The following is a 16,078-nucleotide window of genomic DNA, read 5'->3' as shown; positions in this document are numbered from 1 at the left end:
GGTCACGGCCTGATCAGCGGGCGACGCCGGCCACCCCCGGTGGCAGGAACCTGCATCCGGTGACCTTCTCCGAGACCCCGGTCCGATCCAGGTACGGCGTGATGCCACCGTCGTGGAACGGCCAGCCGGCGCCGAGGATCAGGCAGAGATCGATGTCCATCGGCGCCTGCACCACCTTCTCGTCCAGCATCATCGCGATCTCCTCGGCCAGCGCGGTCGTCGCCCGGTCGAGGATCTGCTCCGGTGTGCTCGGCTTGTCGCCGACGGTGAACAACGCCTTCACCTCGTCCGGGACGTACGGCGCGCCGTCGGCGTTCCAGTCGTAGACGCCGGGCCGCTGGGAAGCGACCAGAGCCCGCAGGTTCTCCGACACACCGAACCGGTCGCCGAGTTTCGCGTGCAGGGTTTCGGCGACGTGCAGGGCGATCGCCGGACCGACCAACTGGGTGAGCACCATCGGCGTCATCGGCAGCCCGAGCGGACGCAGCGCCCGGTCGGCGACCTCGATCGGCGTACCCTCGTCGATGGCCGCGATCACCTCACCCATCAGCCGGGTGAGCAGTCGGTTCACCACGAACGCCGGGGCATCGGAGACGATCACGGCGTTCTTACGAAGCTTCTTGGCCACCGCCAGCGCCGTCGCCACCGTCTCGTCGTCGGTCTTCCCGCCCCGGGCGACCTCGAGCAACGGCAGGACCGCGACCGGGTTGAAGAAGTGGAAGCCGACCACCCGTTCGGGATGATCAAGGTCCTCGGACATCTCCGAGACCGACAGCGACGAGGTGTTGGTCGCCAGCACCGCCTCGGCCGAGACGTACTTCTCCAGTTCTGTGAAGACCTGCTTCTTCACTGCGAGTTCCTCGAACACCGCCTCGATCACGAAGTCGCAGTCGGCGTAGGCCGCATAGTCGGTGGTGCCGGTGATCAGCGCCTTGAAGCGGTTCGCGGTGTCGGTCGTGATCCGACCCCGGGACAGCAGCCGGTCGATCTCATTGTGCACGCCGGCGAGACCCCGATCAACCCGTTCCTGATCGACATCGCTGATCACCACCGGGACCTGGAGTCTGCGCAGGAACAGCAGCGCCAGTTGTGAGGCCATCAGCCCGGCGCCGACGACGCCTACCTTGGTCACCGTCCTGGCCAGCCAGGAATCCGGTGCACCGGCAGGCTTGCGGCCACGCTTCTGGACCAGATCGAAGGCGTACAGGCCGGCGCGGAGCTCGTCGGACATGATCAACTCGGTGAGGACCGCGTTCTCCCGTTCGAAGGCCGCCTCGCGGTCCTGGTCCTTGGCTGCACTGATCAGCTCCAGCGCCCGGTACGGCGCCGGGGCCGCACCCGACACCTTGGCGTCGGCGATTGCCCTTCCGCGGGCAACTGCCGCATCCCAGGCCTCGCCCCGGTCGACTTCCGGACGGTTGACGGTGATCATGCCGGCAACGACCTGGCCGGCCCAGTCAAGCGAGCGTTCCAGGAAGTCGGCGCCGTCGAAGATCGCATCGGCGAGGCCGAGTTCGTACGCCTGGGGGCCGGTGAGCATCCGGTTGTTGTTCAACGGATTCTCGATGATCACGGTCACCGCGTTGTCGGCGCCGATCAGATTGGGCACCAGGTAGGCGCCGCCCCAACCGGGCACCAGCCCGAGGAAGACCTCCGGGAGCGCGAGTCCGGCAGCGGACCGGGAGACGGTTCGGTAACGGGAGTTCAGGCCGACCTCGAGACCACCGCCGAGCGCCAGGCCGTTGTAGAAGGTGAAGGTCGGGACGCGGGCGGTGCCCAGTTTGCCGAAGACCTGGTGACCGATCCGGGCGATCGCGTCGGCCTGCTCCGGCTTGGTGATCTTGGAAACTCCGGTGAGATCGGCACCGGCGGCCAGGATGAACGGTTTGCCGGTGATCGCGATCGCGGCGATCTCGTCGCGGGCCAGTGCGGCGTCGATCGCGGCATTGAGATTGCCCAGACTCGCCGGTCCGAAGGTGTTCGGACGCTTGTGGTCCTGGCCGTTGTCGAGCGTGATCAACACGGCGGTTCCGGCGTTGTGGGGGAGAGCGACGTCCCGGCTCAATGCCTTGGTGACAACGGATTCCTCGGCGAGTGCCGCGGCCTCGTCGATCATCGTCTGCAGATCCTTGGTCCCCGAATCCGTGGTCATCGTGCTGCTCCCTGCGCCGAGTTGTAGTGCGGGTTCTCCCAGATCACCGATCCACCCATGCCCAGGCCGACGCACATGGTGGTCAGGCCGTAGCGGATCTGCGGGTTGTCGCGGAACGTACGGGCCAGGTGGATCATCAGGCGTACGCCGGAGCTGGCGAGCGGGTGGCCGAGGGCGATGGCGCCGCCGTACGGATTGAGCTTCGGGTCGTCGTCGGGGACCTTGAAATGATCACAGAAGGCGAGCACCTGGACCGCGAACGCCTCGTTGATCTCGATCGCCCCGAGATCGTCGAAGCTCAGGTCGGCGCGCTGCAAAGCCTTCTCGGTGGCGGGAATCGGTCCGACACCCATCACCTCGGGATCGACCCCGGCGAAGGCGTACGAGACGAGCCGCATCGCGGCCGGCAGTCCGAGCTCGCCGGCGGTGTCCTCGGCGGCCAGCAGCGAGGCAGTGGCGCCGTCGTTCAGGCCCGCGGCGTTCCCGGCCGTCACCCGGCCGTGCGGCCGGAACGGGGTCCGCAGGCCGGCCAGTGCCTGGAGGCTGGTGTCCGGGCGCGGCGGCTCGTCGGTCGTGGCGAGTCCCCAGCCAAGTTCGGCGCTGCGGATCGCGGTCGGAACCAGGGACTCCTGGATAATGCCGGAGCGGTAGGCAGCGGCCACCCGCTGCTGGCTGAGTAGCGCGAACGCGTCGGAGCGCTGCCGGGTGATCTCCGGGTAGCGATCATGCAGGTTCTCGGCCGTCGATCCCATGATCAAGGCCGACTCGTCGACCAGCTTCTCGGCAACGATGCGGGGGTTGGGATCGATGCCCTCACCCATGGGGTGCCTGCCCATGTGCTCGACCCCGCCGGCGATCGCCACGTCATAGGCGCCGAACGCGATCCCCGATGCGGTGGTGGTGACCGCGGTCATCGCGCCGGCACACATCCGGTCGATGGCGTACCCGGGGACGGTGCGCGGTAGCCCGGCGAGCAGCGCGGCGCTGCGGCCGATGGTCAGACCCTGATCACCGATCTGCGTCGTTGCGGCGATCGCGACCTCGTCCACCTTCTCGGGCGGCAGCTCGGGATGGCGACGCATCAGCTCGCGGATGCAGTTGATCACCAGGTCGTCGGCACGCGTCTCGGCGTACATCGACCCGGCCTTGCCGAATGGGGTGCGGACGCCGTCGACGAAGACGACCTCGCGGGAGGCTCTGGGCATGGCCCCATATTACTCACCAGTAACCACCCCGGCGAGGGGTCACATAATCCCTCATATTCGCGGCGTGTCGTGGTGTCTCTGACCGCGCGGACCGGTGCGGCGTCGGTGGGTCCGCCAGGTCCACCCGCCGGCGGACCGGGTCCATCGGCTCGCAGCCCGGTCGGCCTCGGCGCAGTCCGGCGATGCGGCGGGCTACAGTCTGGCCTGTGGAGCGGCACCCGTGGCGGAGACTGCTCGGGTGGTTGATCGACTGGTGCTGCATCCTGGTCTGGGCAGCAGTGCTGGCCGCGATCGCGGTCCCGCTCTACCGGGGCGGGCTGATCCCGGGGTTGTCGTCAGCGGCCGGGAACCTGGTTGCGACCGCTGTCCTGGTGATCCCTGTGACGTTGGGTCTGGCCGGGCTGGAGTCCCGGCGTGGCGTCGCAACCATCGGCAAGCGCGTGACCGGACTGCGGGTGACCACGGTCGCCGGCGTGCGACCGGGATTCGGGCGTGCTGTGGCGCGCAACGGTCTCAAGATCACCGTGCCGTGGTTGATCGGTCACGCCGATGTGTACGCCCTCGTCGCATCGTCCGACGCCGCTGTGCCCGGCTGGCTCTGGGTTCTCACCGCGGCGGCGTACATTCTGCCGACCGTCTGGATCGTCTCGCTGTTCATCGGTTCCGGGCGGACGCCGTACGACCGCATCGCCGGCACAACTGTCCGTGCAACCGGGCGTGCAGCCACGACACGCCGCGGAAATGAAGGAATTACTGACCCCTCGGCGAGAGGAGGAGCGGGGTGATCAGCGGGACGACGAGCTCGCGTTGCCAGCGGCGGGCACCCAGCGTGTCCAGGAAGGTGTCCACCGTGGTTTCGTCGAGCGGTTCCGGCGGGCGCCAGGCCAGCCGACGCAGGTAGTCAGGGGTGAGCAGGTTCTCCACCGGCAGGGTCAGTTCGGCCGCCCGGGCGGCCAGCGCCTCGCGTGCCGCCGCCAGCCGCGCCGCGGCGATCGGATCCCGGCCGGCCCACAGACGGGCCTGCTGGGGCGGTCCGTCGGCATGCCGGTGCAAGGGCGGCAGCTTGGTCTCCGGCAGCGCCATCGCCCGGTCGACCGCGGCCAGCCAGTTCGCCTCGTACCGGCGGGCACCCCGACGGTTCATGGCCGGCAGGTCGCGGATCGCCTGCTGGGTCGGGGCCTTGAGGGCGCCGATCTCGGCGATGGTGGCATCGGGCAGGATCCGGCCCGGAGTCCGATCCGTCCTGCGGGCGATCTCGTCGCGGGCCCGCCAGAGCTCGGCGACGATCGCCAGCCCGCGCCGGTTGCGGATCCGGTGGATCCCCGAGGTACGCCGCCACGGATCCGGGCGGACATCCGCCGGATCGGTGGAATGGGTGGCCAGGAACTCGAATTCCTGCCGTGCCCACTCGTCCTTGCCCGTCTCGGCCAGCCGTTCGGCAAGGGCGTTGCGCAGGTCGATCAACAATTCGACATCGAGCGCGGCGTAATTGAGCCAGTCCCTGGGCAGCGGCCGCTTCGACCAGTCGGCGGCCGAGTGCTCCTTAAGCAGCCGGACACCGAAGAACTCCTCCAGCAGGGTGCCGAGATTCACACGCGGATAGCCGAGCAGCCGACCGGCGAGCTCGGTGTCGAAGATGTGTCCGGGGACCAGCCCCAGTTCGACCAGGCAGGGCAGATCCTGGTGCGCCGCGTGGATGATCCATTCCTCGTCGATGATCAGCTCATCCAGATCACCGAAATCGGCCGGCCCGGTGCCCGGCGCCAACGCGATCGGATCGATCAGTACGGTGCCGGCGCCCTGCCGCCGGAGCTGGATCAGATAGGCGCGATTGCTGTACCGGAAGCCGTGTGCCCGCTCGGCGTCGATCGCGACCGGTCCGGTGCCGGCTGCCAGCGCGGCAACCGCCTGCTGATAGCCGGCGGGGTCGGCCACGACCATGCCGAGCCCGTCAGCAGGCTCGGTAACGACGCGAACGTCGTCCTCGCCGTGCGATGGCTCGACGCTGGAATCCGCCACTGGATCGTCCCCCGGAACACTCGGGGTCGTCACCGTGAGCGACCGTTCCGCCCCTGGGGAGTCCGACGCGACGGGATCGAGACCACACCTTCGGGCAGCGGCGGCTGACCGGCGGTCGTGCACAACATCTCGCCCCACGCCTCCAGATGTGGTGTCAGCGGTTCGTAGTCCTCGATCTCCGGCGTCCAGGACGCCCGGATCTCCACTTCGGCCCGTTGCGGTTCGTCGGCCATGCCACCGAACGATTCGCTCGAGACCGATGTCACCGTACCGCTCGGGGAGTGGAACGCCGCATGGTGGTTGCCCAGCGCCTCGATCAGCCAGCTCCAGCCGACGCTGCCGAGGAGCGGGTCGGTGACCATCTCCGGATCCACCTCGGCCCGGGCGAAGGTGACCAGCCGGAACGTGCCGCCCCAGGCTGCGTTGCCGGCCGGATCGTGCAACAACACCAGCCGGCCGCTGCCGATCTCCTCACCGCCGATCACCACATCAGCGGTGACGGCGGCAGCGAAAGGAGCGATCCGCTGCGGCGCCGGGATCTCCTCGATCTGCAGTTCAGGACGCCACGAGGCGGAACGCAGTTCCGCCACGACTCTCCGGAAGCCGTCCGGGGTGGAGGGCTTCTCCTGATTGACACCCACGGAGTCGACCCTATTCCGGGCCACCCACACCGATGAGTCCCGACGCGCCGCGCGTGAAAAGATTCAGTCCGTGCCCGCACCTGAATCGCCCACCAATCCCGTACCCGAGGCATCGACCGCCGAACCGGCCCTGCTCGCCGCCGCGCGTCGCCGGCAGGGCGATCGGCTGCCGGTGTGGTTCATGCGCCAGGCCGGCCGGTCGCTGCCGGAATACCACCGGGTACGCGACGGGCTGCCCATGATCGAAACCTGCAACCGGCCGGATCTGGTCACCGAGATCACCCTGCAGCCGGTGCGCCGCTACGGCGTCGACGGCGCCGTGCTGTACAGCGACATCATGGTTCCGCTCCGGGCCGCGGGGATCGGGCTGGACATCAAGCCGGGTATCGGGCCGGTGATCGACGAACCGATCCGGGATCGCGCCGCGGTGGACCGCCTGCAGCCGCTCGACCCGGCCACGGTCGAACCGGTGGCCGAGGCCGTACGCCTGCTGGTCGCCGAACTCGGCGACACACCGCTGATCGGCTTCGCCGGGGCACCGTTCACGCTGGCCAGCTATCTGGTGGAGGGCGGACCGAGCAAGGACTACGCCCGCACCAAGGCGATGATGGCAGGAGATCCTGCCCTCTGGCAGGAGCTGTGCGATCGGCTGGCCGGGATCGCCGCGGACTTCCTGACCGTGCAGATCGACGCCGGGGCCGGGATCGTGCAACTGTTCGACTCCTGGGCAGGCAGCCTGTCGCTGGCCGACTACAACTCCTCGGTGGTGAATCAATCGGCCCGGGTGCTGGCCCGGGCCCACGAGGCAGGCGTGCCGACCATCCATTTCGGTGTCGGGACCGGCGAACTGTTGCCGGCGATGGCGGCCGCCGGCGCCGACGTCGTCGGCGTGGACTGGCGGATCCCGCTCGCCGAGGCCGCCCGGCGGATCGGGCCGGGCCATGCCGTGCAGGGCAACCTCGACCCGGCGCTGCTCGGTGCGCCGTGGCCGGTGCTGGCCGACCGGGTCCGGGAGGTGATCAGGTCTGGGGCCCAGGCGCCCGGTCACATCTTCAACCTGGGACACGGCGTCCCGCCGACCGCCGACCCCGACGTACTGGCCAAGATCGTTGATCTTGTCCACGCCGAGGGCCCGGCACTGCGTGCGGAGCTCGGCTGATGGTCGATGCGACCACGGTGATCATCGGCGGCGGCATCACCGGACTGTCCGCTGCACGCGAGCTGTCCTGCCTCGCACCGCACGACAAGATCATCGTCTGCGAGGGTTCCCCGCGGTTCGGCGGCAAGATCACCCGCCTCGACCTTGCCGACGGGCTGAGAGTGGATGTCGGCGCCGAGTCGATGCTCGCCCGCCGCCCCGAGGGCCTCGAGCTGATCAGCGAGCTCGGCCTGGATGATCAACGGGTACATCCGACCGCCGCCCGGGCGCAGTCCTTTCTCGACGGAGCAGTGCGACCGCTGCCGCCGAGCAACATGGGCGTACCTGTCGACCTTGACGGCCTCGACGGCTACCTGAGCCCCGCAGGGCTGGCCAGGGCCAGGACGGAGATTGATCTTCCCGCTGAACCGCTCACCGGTGATATCGGGATCGGTGACTACGTGGCCGCGCGGTTCGGTGACGAGGTCACCGACCGACTGTTGGAGCCGATGCTCGGCGGCGTCTACGCCGGGCAGTCACGCCGACTCTCCTTCGAGGCCGTCCATCCCGCACTGTACGCAGCCGCACGCTCCGGCGGATCGCTGCTACGGGCCGCGCGCGAGGTGGCGGCCGCCGCACGACGCAGCAACGATGCCGCGACCGGTGATGCGCCACCGGTCTTCGCCGGGCTCCGGGGCGGCATCAACACGTTGATCACCGCGCTGGAAGCTGATCTTGAGCGGCGCCGCGTCGAGCTGCGGATCGGGACACCGGTCCGGACGATCACCCGTACGGCCCGGGGGGCTTCGAGTTGATCACCGGACCGGCACCTGCTCCCCGGACGATCACCGCCGACCGGGTGCTGCTCGCGGTTCCCGCGACTCCCGCGGCCCGACTGCTCAGCGCCGTCTGTCCCGACGCGACACCGCTGCTGTCCAGGATCCCGTACGCGTCCATGGCCGTGATCACATTCGTGCTGGCCGGGGCATCATTGGACGGTTCCGGCCTCCTGGTGCCGCCGGGGGAGTTGCCGACGATCAAGGCGTTCACCTATTCCAGCAACAAATGGGAGTGGATCGCCGATCGTGCCACGCAGGCGTACGGTGCGGACGTGGCGGTCGCCCGGGCCAGCGTCGGCCGCCTGGGTGAAGAACACCTGCTACAGATCGATGATCAACAACTGATCGACCGGACGCTGGCCGAGGCCCGCCAGGTTCCGGGATGGGAGACCGCACGACCCCTCGCCGCATCGGTCCAGCGGTGGGGCGGGGGACTGCCGCAGTACTTGGTCGATCACCGGCGATCGATGACCGAGCTGCGGTCGGCGGTTGGCGCCGTTGCCGGCATCGCCGTCGCCGGCGCCTACCTCGACGGTGTCGGTGTACCGGCGTGTATCGCGACGGCACGCCGGGCCGCCGAATCGCTGCTCGGCTGACGCGGTTCGTGGCCGGTCGGAGGTGGGGCGCAGAATGGGTGCGTGAGCGAAGGGACTGACACGAACCAGGAACGGACCCGCGTCAAGGCGAGGGACATCAACGACACCATCCGCTACACGATGTGGTCGGTGTTCCGGCGCCCGCACCGGCCTGAGGGCGATCCGCAGCAGCTGGCCGCTGAGGCGCTGGCCGACATCGAGAAGGCTGCCGACGGCGAGGATCTGCAGATCCGCGGCTGGTACGACGTCGCTGCGCTGCGGGCGGATGCCGATCTCCTGGTCTGGTGGCATGCGCCGTCGATCGACGTGTTGCAGTCGGCGTACCACGCCTTCCGGCGGTCGACGCTGGGCAGCCAGCTCGAGTCCCGCTGGTCGGAGGCGGCCCTGCACCGCCCGGCCGAATTCAACAAGGGCCACGTTCCGGCGTTCATGTCCGGCGAGGAGCCGAAGAACTACGTCTGCGTGTATCCGTTCGTCCGGTCCTACGAGTGGTACCTGCTGCCCGACGAGGATCGCCGGAGGATGCTGGCCGAACACGGCATGATGGCCAGGACCTTCCCCGACGTGCGGGCCAACACGGTGGCATCTTTCGCGCTCGGTGACTACGAGTGGATCCTCGCCTTCGAGGCCGATGAGCTGCACCGGATCGTCGACCTGATGCGCGAACTGCGCAAGGCCGAGGCGCGCCGGCACACGCGGCTGGAGATCCCGTTCTTCACCGGGCGTCGTGGGGAGCTGGCCGAGATCGTCGCCGGCTGGTGAGCGCCGGTGCCCGGTCGACTGGCGGTCGCTGACGACCGACGCCACCTGACCCGTGACGGGCGGCCGTGGTTCCTCTTCGGCGACACCGCCTGGGAGTTGTTCCATCGGCTGGGTGATCAGGACACCGATGACTATCTGACGACCCGCGCGGAGCAGGGATTCAACACCGTTCTCGCGGTACTCGTCGGCGAGTTCGGCGGTGCCGACGTACCGAATGCCGAGGGTGAGCTGCCGTTCGCCGGGCGGACCGGCTCCCGGCCGAATCCCCGCTACTGGGAGCACGCCGACCGGACGGTGTGGCAGGCCAACCAGCGCGGGCTGACCATGGGCCTGTTGCCCTGCTGGGGAAGCTACTGGTCCGAGCCGGACGAACTGTTCTCGACGCCGGACCTGGCCCGGCCGTACGCGCGCTGGGTCGCCGAGCGATACGCCGACGCCGACGTGATCTGGGTGCTCGGCGGGGACCGGACGATCGACTGCCCGCGGCATCGCGACGTCGTGAACGCCTTTGCCGACGGGATCCGCGAAGTGGTCGGCAGCAGCCAGCTGATCACCTTCCACCCCCGCGAAGCGTCCAAGGACGACGTCGGCGCCGCCGACTGGATGGACTTCGACCTCATCCAGTCCGGGCATCACGGCTGGGCGCCGCCCAACTATCAACTCATCGAACAGCTCATCGCCCAACGGCCGCAGCGGCCGGTGATCGACGGCGAGCCGAACTACGAGGCTCATCCGGTGATGGACCCGCGCTGGCGGGCCAGCGGGGACTGGACGTTCACCGACGCTGATGCCCGCCGCGCCGTCTACCACTCGGTGTTCGCGGGAGCGGCGGGGCATGTCTACGGTGCCAACGGCAGCTACCAGTTCCTGGTCGGCGGCCAGGCGGATCCGGTACACGGCGGCACGGGGGACTGGCGGGAGGCGTTGCAGCTGCCGGGTGCTCGCCAGGTGGCGGCAGCCGTACGGCTCTTCGGTGAACTTCAGATCTCCGAGTGGGAGCCGCGGCAGGATCTGCTGACCGCACGGATCGGCTCCCGGGCCGGGCACGTCCGGGCGATGGCCAGACGGGACCGTACGGCGGTCGCGGTCTATGCCCCCCGCAGGAAAGCCGGTCTGCCTGGATCTGCAGCGCCTGGAGCTGGCCCGGCCGAGCGGACGGTGGTGGAACCCGCGGAACGGTGTCTGGGAGGAGCCGTCGCCGATCACCGGCCGGCCGGCCGAGATCGCCAATCCGTACCAGCAGGACGGAGTGCTGGTGGTGACCGATGCGGTCGGCGACTGACCCGGAGGGCCGGCCGCTAGACCGGTAGCGGTGCGAAGGCGAAGAAGTAGCCGCCGAGCACCGCGGCGATCACTGCGGCAACCGAGAGCAGCAGCCATTGGACGGGTGTCCGCCACCGCGCCATCAGGACCGCCAACGGGGCCAGCACGGGGAAGAAGGACATCATCACCCGTGGTGCCGCGTTCATCATCACGCCGCCGAACCCGAAGGCCGTGAAGGCTCCGACGATCAACAGTCCGATGATCGGTACGGGTGGTCGGCGGATGATCGCAATGATCATCAGCACGATGAGTCCGATCGCCATCAGGCCCATGCCCAGATGCACCAGGTCGTGTTGGTTCGTCGTCCTGGGCGTCAGGAAGTTGACCCACTCGGCGCCGAAGTTCAGGCTGGTGTGCCAGCCGTCGCGCTCGGTGAGGCGCCAGGCGTCGGCGGCGCCGGTCCGCAGGCCGATGTAGCCGATCGCGGCCAGGAAACCCAACGGTGCAACGACTGCTCCGGCCAGGGCACGCCACTCCCGCCGTCGCAGGATCGCCTCGAGCGCAGCCAGTCCGACAGCTCCCGCGAAGACGATACCGGGAGCCCGTACGGCTCCGGCCAGCGCGGCCAGCAGCCCGGCGAGCACCCAGCGGCGACGCAGCGCCAGCAACAGTGCGCCGGCGCCCAGCGCGGTGAAGACCGCCTCGGTGTAGGTCGTGGTGAGGACGGCGGAGACCGGGAAGGCGGTCCACAGACAGCCCAACAGTTGGGCCGGCCGCCGGTCGAGATACTGCGTTCCGACCAGAACGATGATCAACACCGCCGCCGTCGAGGCGACCAGATTGATCACCATGCCGGATAGCCAGAACGGCATGCCGAGACCGGTCAGCCCCTTGGTCAGCAACGGATACAGCGGGAAGAAGGCTGCCGTGCTTGATTCGTACCGTCCGGTCGGATGGACGGGCAGCGGCGACGGATAGCCCTGTTCGGCGACCTTCTTGTACCACTCACCGTCCCACCGGGTCATCACCTCGGGGAAGGGTCGGCCGCTCCAGATGGATGCCAGTACGAGGCCCGTGACGACGACAGCCCGGCTGACCAGGTGGAAGATCAGCACCGGCTTCAGCACGGGCCAATTGCCCGGCGCCGTGACAGTCGGCCGGGTGTCCGACCGGCCGGCCGACTCGGGTGCCGACCAGGTTGCCGATCGGCCGGTCGCCCCGATCGGCTCGCCGGTCGACGGAGCTGTCGGCCTGTTGGACGGCTGCGGGACGGCCCGACTGCCGGCGCGGAGGTCGGTGATCATCGGTCGCGCCGCCGACCGTCGGTGCCGGCGATCGGTGCGCTGAGCTCAGGCACGCAGTCACGGTAACCGCCGAACACTGCGCTCAATCGGTCGGCGAACTCGATGTCAGCAATCCTGCCCGAACCTTTACCCGCCGCTTCGATCCCGGCCTCGGTCCGTGCTTGCTCAAGGCTTGCGTCCGTCGCGTTGATCCGGCCGGGCGCCGGGCCGCACGACACGCCGCGAATATGAGGGATTATGTGACCCCTCGCGGGGAGGCTTGGACGGCGGGCGGCGACACGCCGCGAATATGAGTGAATATGTGACCCCTCGCGGGGTGGGGTCAGGGCTGGTCGGCGGGCTCCAGGGTCAGGCTGATCGAGTTGATGCAGTAGCGCAGGTCGGTCGGGGTCGGGTAGCCCTCGCCCTCGAAGACGTGGCCGAGATGGGAGTCGCAGGTCGCGCAGCGTACCTCGACGCGGCGCATTCCGAGGCTGGTGTCGGTGATGTACCGCACCCGGTCCTCGGCGAGCGGTGCGAAGAACGACGGCCAGCCGCAGTGACTCTCGAACTTCTCGTCGCTGCGGAACAGCTCGGTCCCGCAGGCGCGACAGCGGTAGACGCCCTGGGTCTTGGTGTCGGTGTACTCGCCGGTGAATGGGCGTTCCGTGCCCGCCTCCCGCAGCACGTGGAATTCGGATGGCTTGAGCAGCTTGCGCCATTCCTCTTCGGACTTGACGACCTTGCCGACCTTGCCGGCCGGATCGGTGTTCTGCTCGGTGGTCATGGTGACTCCTCCTTCGCGGGCCCACGGTGGGCCCACCGGACGCAACACGACCTTCGGCCTGTTCGTTCCGGCGGCCCACCCCTAGCCTAGGGACATGTCCAAGAGCCAAGCCGCCGCGGTGGTCGCCGACGGGCGTGAGGTCCGGGTGACCAGTCCCGATCGGGTGGTGTACGAGGCCACCGAGCGGACGCCGCAGGTCACCAAACTGGAGGTCTGCGAATACTTCGCCGCCGTGGGCGGGCCGCTGATGGCGGCTGTCGGCGAACGTCCGACGGCGATGGAACGTTGGCCCGACGGTTGGCGGGAAGGTATGCGACTGGCGACCGGCCCGCAGGACAGGGAGGGTGACGGCTTCTACCAGAAACGGCTGCCCAAGGGCGCCCCGGCGTTCGTCGAGACGGTGACCGTCACGTTTCCCAGTGGCCGTACCGCCGACGAGTTGTGTCCGACCGAACCGGCAGCGCTGGTCTGGGCAGGACAGATGGGCGCCCTGACCTTCCACCCCTGGCCGGTACGGCGTCTGGATGTCGATCGTCCGGACGAGCTGCGGCTCGACCTCGACCCGCAGCCGGGCACCACCTTCGCCGACGCCCGCCGGGTGGCCGGTGTTGCCCGGGAACTGTTGGAGGAACTGGGATTGCGGGGCTATCCCAAGACCAGCGGCAACCGCGGGATCCACATCTACGTCCGCATCCAGCCGTCGTACAGCTTCGAGGACCTCCGGCACGCGGCGATCGGCTTCGGGCGTGAGCTGGAACGCCGGGACGATCGGGTGACCACCGCATGGTGGAAGGAGGAGCGCGGTGAGCGGTTGTTCCTCGACTACAACCAGAACAACAGGGACCGGACGATCGCCAGCGCCTGGAGCCTGCGGGCCCGACCGGGTGCGCCGGTGAGCACGCCGATGACCTGGGAACGGCTGGCCGAGACCGACGATCCGCGGGAGTTCAACCTGTTCACCGTCCCGGACTACCTGGCCGACGGGAACCCGTGGTCGGACATGGACGACCAGGCGTTCTCCCTCGATCCGCTGCTCCAGCTGTGGGAGACGCTGCCCGGCGGCGAACTCAACTTTCCGCCCGACTATCCCAAGATGCCCGGTGAGCCGCCGCGCGTGCAGCCGAGCAAGAAGGTCGCAGCGCACTGGGACGCCGACGGCAACCGGATCGAACCCGAGCGCGCGGGCGACTGATCACCCGGCGACGCGGTCCGGACATCGGTCAGCGGTGTTCGGCGCGCAGGTAGCGCAGCAGCAGCGTGCTGTCGTCGGCGCCGAGCGCGTGTTCCAGCCGGAAGTGGTCCTCCTCGATCCGGTCACCGATCGTCGTGCGGGCCGACGGCCCGGCGACCACCAGCGGGGACAGGGTCAGGCAGAGATCGTCGACCAGTCCGGCGGCATGCAGCTGCCGGTTCAGCCTCGGGCCGCCCTCGCAGAGCACCCGGCGAAGACCGCGGCCGGCCAGCTCGGTGATCAACTCCGTCACCGGCAGCTCGCCGGAACCGCCGAACTCGATCACTTCGATACCCGCTGCGAACTGCGGACGGTCGGCTCGGGATGCCCGGCTGGTCAAGATCAACACCGGGCCGCATTCGCTGCCTGCAAAGAGATTCTCCGCAAGATCACCACTGGCCGAGACGATGGCCAGGGTCGGGTGCGGTGCCAGCCCGAGCTGCTCCCGGACCGCCACCTGCCGGTCGTCAAGATCAACAGCACGGTAGTGCTCGGCGCGGGCCGTCCCCGCCCCGACGAGGACGACATCGGCATGGGCGCGCAGCAGTGCGAAGACGGCTCGGTCGCTCGCCGTGTTGATCGTGCCCGATCGGCCGTCCCGTCCCTGGACGGCACCGTCGAGCGTGCTGACGAAGTTCGTCCGGACCCAGGCCCGGTCGCCGGGATCAGGATGGGCGTACAACGCCGACAACTCGGAATCGGTGATCCGGGCGGGCTCGCGGCCGGCCGCGGTCAGCAGACGGTAGATCGACACGAACCGACCCTAACCAGCCGTCCGGTCCAAGCCCGGCGCGTCAGGCGCTGACAGCCGACAGGTGGCGTACCGGCTGATCGGTCAGCAGCGGCTCGAGATCGACCAGATCCAGCGCGGAGACCACGTACCGGCTGATGATCGTCTCGACGAGCTCCGGTTCGGCACCCAACGGGGCGGAGACTGCCACGGCACCCGCAGCCAGCGCCAGCCGGGACTGTTCCCGGTAGTCCTCGGTCGGCGACAGGTACCAGCTGCCGACGGCGATGTGCCGGCGGCCCTGTGCCAGCAGGGAGCGTACGGCCTCGGCTGCCGACGGACCATGATCGGAACCGAACGCCGTGACCGACGGCAGCCGGTGGTGCGCCGACCAGAGTCGGGCACGGCGGGCGATGATCGCATGGCTGCGTGGGTCGTGGCTGCGCCGGTCGGAGCCGCCGTCGGCCAGGAACACCAGTCCATCGAGCTCATCGATCCGGCGCCGCCGCAGCTCGTCGCGCAGCCGGCGGTCGACGACGGCCAGCAGCCGGGCGTCCGGGCCGACCGGCTGGGAGGCGACCACCTGCAGGCCGGGATGGGCAGCCCGGATCGCGGTCAGCAGCGACGTCAGTTCTGCGCCGCCGCTGAAGGCGTCGGAGAGGTTCAGCGGCGTGAGCACGACCTCGGTGACCTCCCGCTCGACGAGCTTGTTGATCACCTGCAACGCGGTCGGTGGGTTGTCCAGGAAGGCCACGTGCACGTCGAGACCGGGACGGAGGTCGGTGACCCGGGCGCGCAACGACTGGCTGATCTCGGCGACCCGCGGGTCGCCGCCGCCGTGGCCGACGAGGATGAGGGACGGCGCAGTCATCGTGCGTCCTTTCTTGCGGGAGAACTCATGGCAGGTCCCTGCCCAGCAGTGCGGTGGTGAGCGCCCTCGTCCGGTCGACCGACTCGTGCAGCGGGATCACCGCGGTGTCCAGGACGAGTTCGGCCGTGGTCGGCTCTTCGTACGGATCGTCGACCCCGGTCAACCCGGAGATCTCGCCTCGACGGGCCTTGGCGTACAGGCCCTTCACGTCCCGCTGTTCGGTCACCTCGAGTGAGGTGGAAACGAAGATCTCGGCGTATGGCACGTTGTTGTCGGCGTGATCCTTCCGGACGGCCTCCCGGGCCTCGGCGTACGGGGCGATCACCGGAACCAGAACGACGACACCGTGGCTGGCCAGCAGCCGGGCGACGAAGCCGATCCGGGTCACGTTGATGTTGCGGTCCTCACGGCTGAAGCCCAGTCCCTTGGACAGGTACGGCCGGACGTCGTCGCCGTCCAGGACATGGACATCGACCCCGTCGGCGCGGAGCTCGTCGGCCAGCGCGTGGGCGATCGTCGACTTGCCCGCCGACGGCAGCCCGGTGAACCAGAGCGTGGCAC

At 69.1% G+C, this 16,078-nt stretch carries 16 protein-coding genes and 1 pseudogene; 8 read left to right on the top strand and 9 right to left on the bottom strand.

Annotated elements, in window-relative coordinates; translation table 11 throughout:
• Positions 1–13: 13 nt before the first annotated feature.
• A complete protein-coding gene (locus GJV80_RS08865) occupies positions 14–2,152 on the bottom strand; it encodes a 3-hydroxyacyl-CoA dehydrogenase NAD-binding domain-containing protein (protein WP_195909252.1) in 2,139 nt (712 codons plus the stop codon).
• A complete protein-coding gene (locus GJV80_RS08860) occupies positions 2,149–3,357 on the bottom strand; it encodes a thiolase family protein (protein WP_154687584.1) in 1,209 nt (402 codons plus the stop codon). Before GJV80_RS08860 ends, GJV80_RS08865 begins: the two co-directional genes overlap by 4 nt.
• 206 nt (positions 3,358–3,563) lie before the next feature.
• On the opposite strand from GJV80_RS08860, the gene GJV80_RS08855 reads away from it, so the two are divergent.
• Positions 3,564–4,142 (top strand): RDD family protein, encoded by a 579-nt coding sequence (locus GJV80_RS08855; RefSeq protein ID WP_230208286.1) that lies wholly within the window; start codon positions 3,564–3,566, stop codon positions 4,140–4,142.
• On the opposite strand, the gene GJV80_RS08850 is transcribed toward GJV80_RS08855, so the two are convergent.
• Both GJV80_RS08850 and GJV80_RS08845 read right to left on the bottom strand, forming a co-directional pair.
• Positions 4,108–5,376 carry an HRDC domain-containing protein gene (locus tag GJV80_RS08850; RefSeq protein WP_230208285.1) on the bottom strand — a complete coding sequence of 423 codons (1,269 nt, stop codon included), beginning with the start codon at positions 5,374–5,376 and terminating at the stop codon, positions 4,108–4,110. The genes GJV80_RS08855 and GJV80_RS08850 overlap by 35 nt on opposite strands.
• A 29-nt stretch (positions 5,377–5,405) precedes the next feature.
• A complete protein-coding gene (locus GJV80_RS08845; RefSeq protein ID WP_154687582.1) occupies positions 5,406–6,017 on the bottom strand; it encodes a DUF3000 domain-containing protein in 612 nt (203 codons plus the stop codon).
• Between the two features lie 70 nt (positions 6,018–6,087).
• On the opposite strand from GJV80_RS08845, the gene hemE reads away from it, so the two are divergent.
• The 5 genes from hemE to GJV80_RS08820 are packed head-to-tail and all read left to right on the top strand — an operon-like array spanning position 6,088 to position 10,654.
• Positions 6,088–7,176, top strand: a complete 1,089-nt coding sequence (gene hemE, locus GJV80_RS08840; protein ID WP_370518828.1) for a uroporphyrinogen decarboxylase — start codon at positions 6,088–6,090, stop codon at positions 7,174–7,176.
• Positions 7,176–7,970 (top strand): protoporphyrinogen oxidase, encoded by a 795-nt coding sequence (gene hemG, locus GJV80_RS24530; RefSeq protein ID WP_154687581.1) that lies wholly within the window; start codon positions 7,176–7,178, stop codon positions 7,968–7,970. The genes hemE and hemG overlap by 1 nt, the downstream gene beginning before the upstream one ends.
• Positions 7,967–8,590: an NAD(P)/FAD-dependent oxidoreductase gene (locus GJV80_RS24525; RefSeq protein ID WP_154687580.1), complete on the top strand. Its 624-nt coding sequence runs from the start codon at positions 7,967–7,969 to the stop codon at positions 8,588–8,590. Before hemG ends, GJV80_RS24525 begins: the two co-directional genes overlap by 4 nt.
• A gap of 42 nt (positions 8,591–8,632) precedes the next feature.
• Positions 8,633–9,352: a hydrogen peroxide-dependent heme synthase gene (gene hemQ, locus GJV80_RS08825; RefSeq protein ID WP_370518827.1), complete on the top strand. Its 720-nt coding sequence runs from the start codon at positions 8,633–8,635 to the stop codon at positions 9,350–9,352.
• A gap of 6 nt (positions 9,353–9,358) precedes the next feature.
• The gene (locus tag GJV80_RS08820) at positions 9,359–10,654 is read left to right on the top strand and encodes a DUF4038 domain-containing protein (protein WP_154687579.1); all 1,296 of its coding nucleotides are present in this window, start codon (positions 9,359–9,361) and stop codon (positions 10,652–10,654) included.
• Here the strand turns inward: GJV80_RS08820 and GJV80_RS08815 are convergent.
• Entirely contained in the window at positions 10,651–11,742 is a 1,092-nt protein-coding gene (locus tag GJV80_RS08815; RefSeq protein WP_154687578.1) for a hypothetical protein, read from the bottom strand. The genes GJV80_RS08820 and GJV80_RS08815 overlap by 4 nt on opposite strands.
• Before the next feature lie 34 nt (positions 11,743–11,776).
• Between GJV80_RS08815 and GJV80_RS08810 the strand changes: the two genes are divergently transcribed.
• On the top strand, positions 11,777–11,962 hold the full coding sequence (locus GJV80_RS08810; protein WP_154687577.1) for a hypothetical protein: 186 nt from the start codon (positions 11,777–11,779) through the stop codon (positions 11,960–11,962).
• Between the two features lie 279 nt (positions 11,963–12,241).
• Here GJV80_RS08810 and msrB read toward each other — a convergent pair whose 3' ends face one another.
• Positions 12,242–12,685 carry a peptide-methionine (R)-S-oxide reductase MsrB gene (gene msrB, locus GJV80_RS08805; protein ID WP_154687576.1) on the bottom strand — a complete coding sequence of 148 codons (444 nt, stop codon included), beginning with the start codon at positions 12,683–12,685 and terminating at the stop codon, positions 12,242–12,244.
• Between the two features lie 94 nt (positions 12,686–12,779).
• On the opposite strand from msrB, the gene GJV80_RS08800 reads away from it, so the two are divergent.
• A complete protein-coding gene (locus GJV80_RS08800) occupies positions 12,780–13,877 on the top strand; it encodes a DNA polymerase domain-containing protein (protein ID WP_154687575.1) in 1,098 nt (365 codons plus the stop codon).
• Positions 13,878–13,905: 28 nt separating this feature from the next.
• Here the strand turns inward: GJV80_RS08800 and GJV80_RS08795 are convergent, their stop codons facing one another.
• The 3 genes and pseudogenes from GJV80_RS08795 to cysC all read right to left on the bottom strand — a co-directional run.
• Entirely contained in the window at positions 13,906–14,670 is a 765-nt protein-coding gene (locus GJV80_RS08795) for a pyrimidine reductase family protein (RefSeq protein WP_154687574.1), read from the bottom strand.
• A gap of 40 nt (positions 14,671–14,710) precedes the next feature.
• Entirely contained in the window at positions 14,711–15,517 is an 807-nt protein-coding gene (locus tag GJV80_RS08790) for a sirohydrochlorin chelatase (RefSeq protein ID WP_154687573.1), read from the bottom strand.
• Between the two features lie 25 nt (positions 15,518–15,542).
• A pseudogene (gene cysC, locus GJV80_RS08785) lies at positions 15,543–16,076 on the bottom strand (adenylyl-sulfate kinase); the annotation flags it as partial.
• Positions 16,077–16,078 lie beyond the last annotated feature (2 nt).

Source organism: Microlunatus sp. Gsoil 973 (assembly GCF_009707365.1).
GTDB lineage: Bacteria > Actinomycetota > Actinomycetes > Propionibacteriales > Propionibacteriaceae > Microlunatus.
Note: the sequence above shows the minus strand (reverse complement) of the source record. Positions and strands in the feature narration are given on the sequence as shown.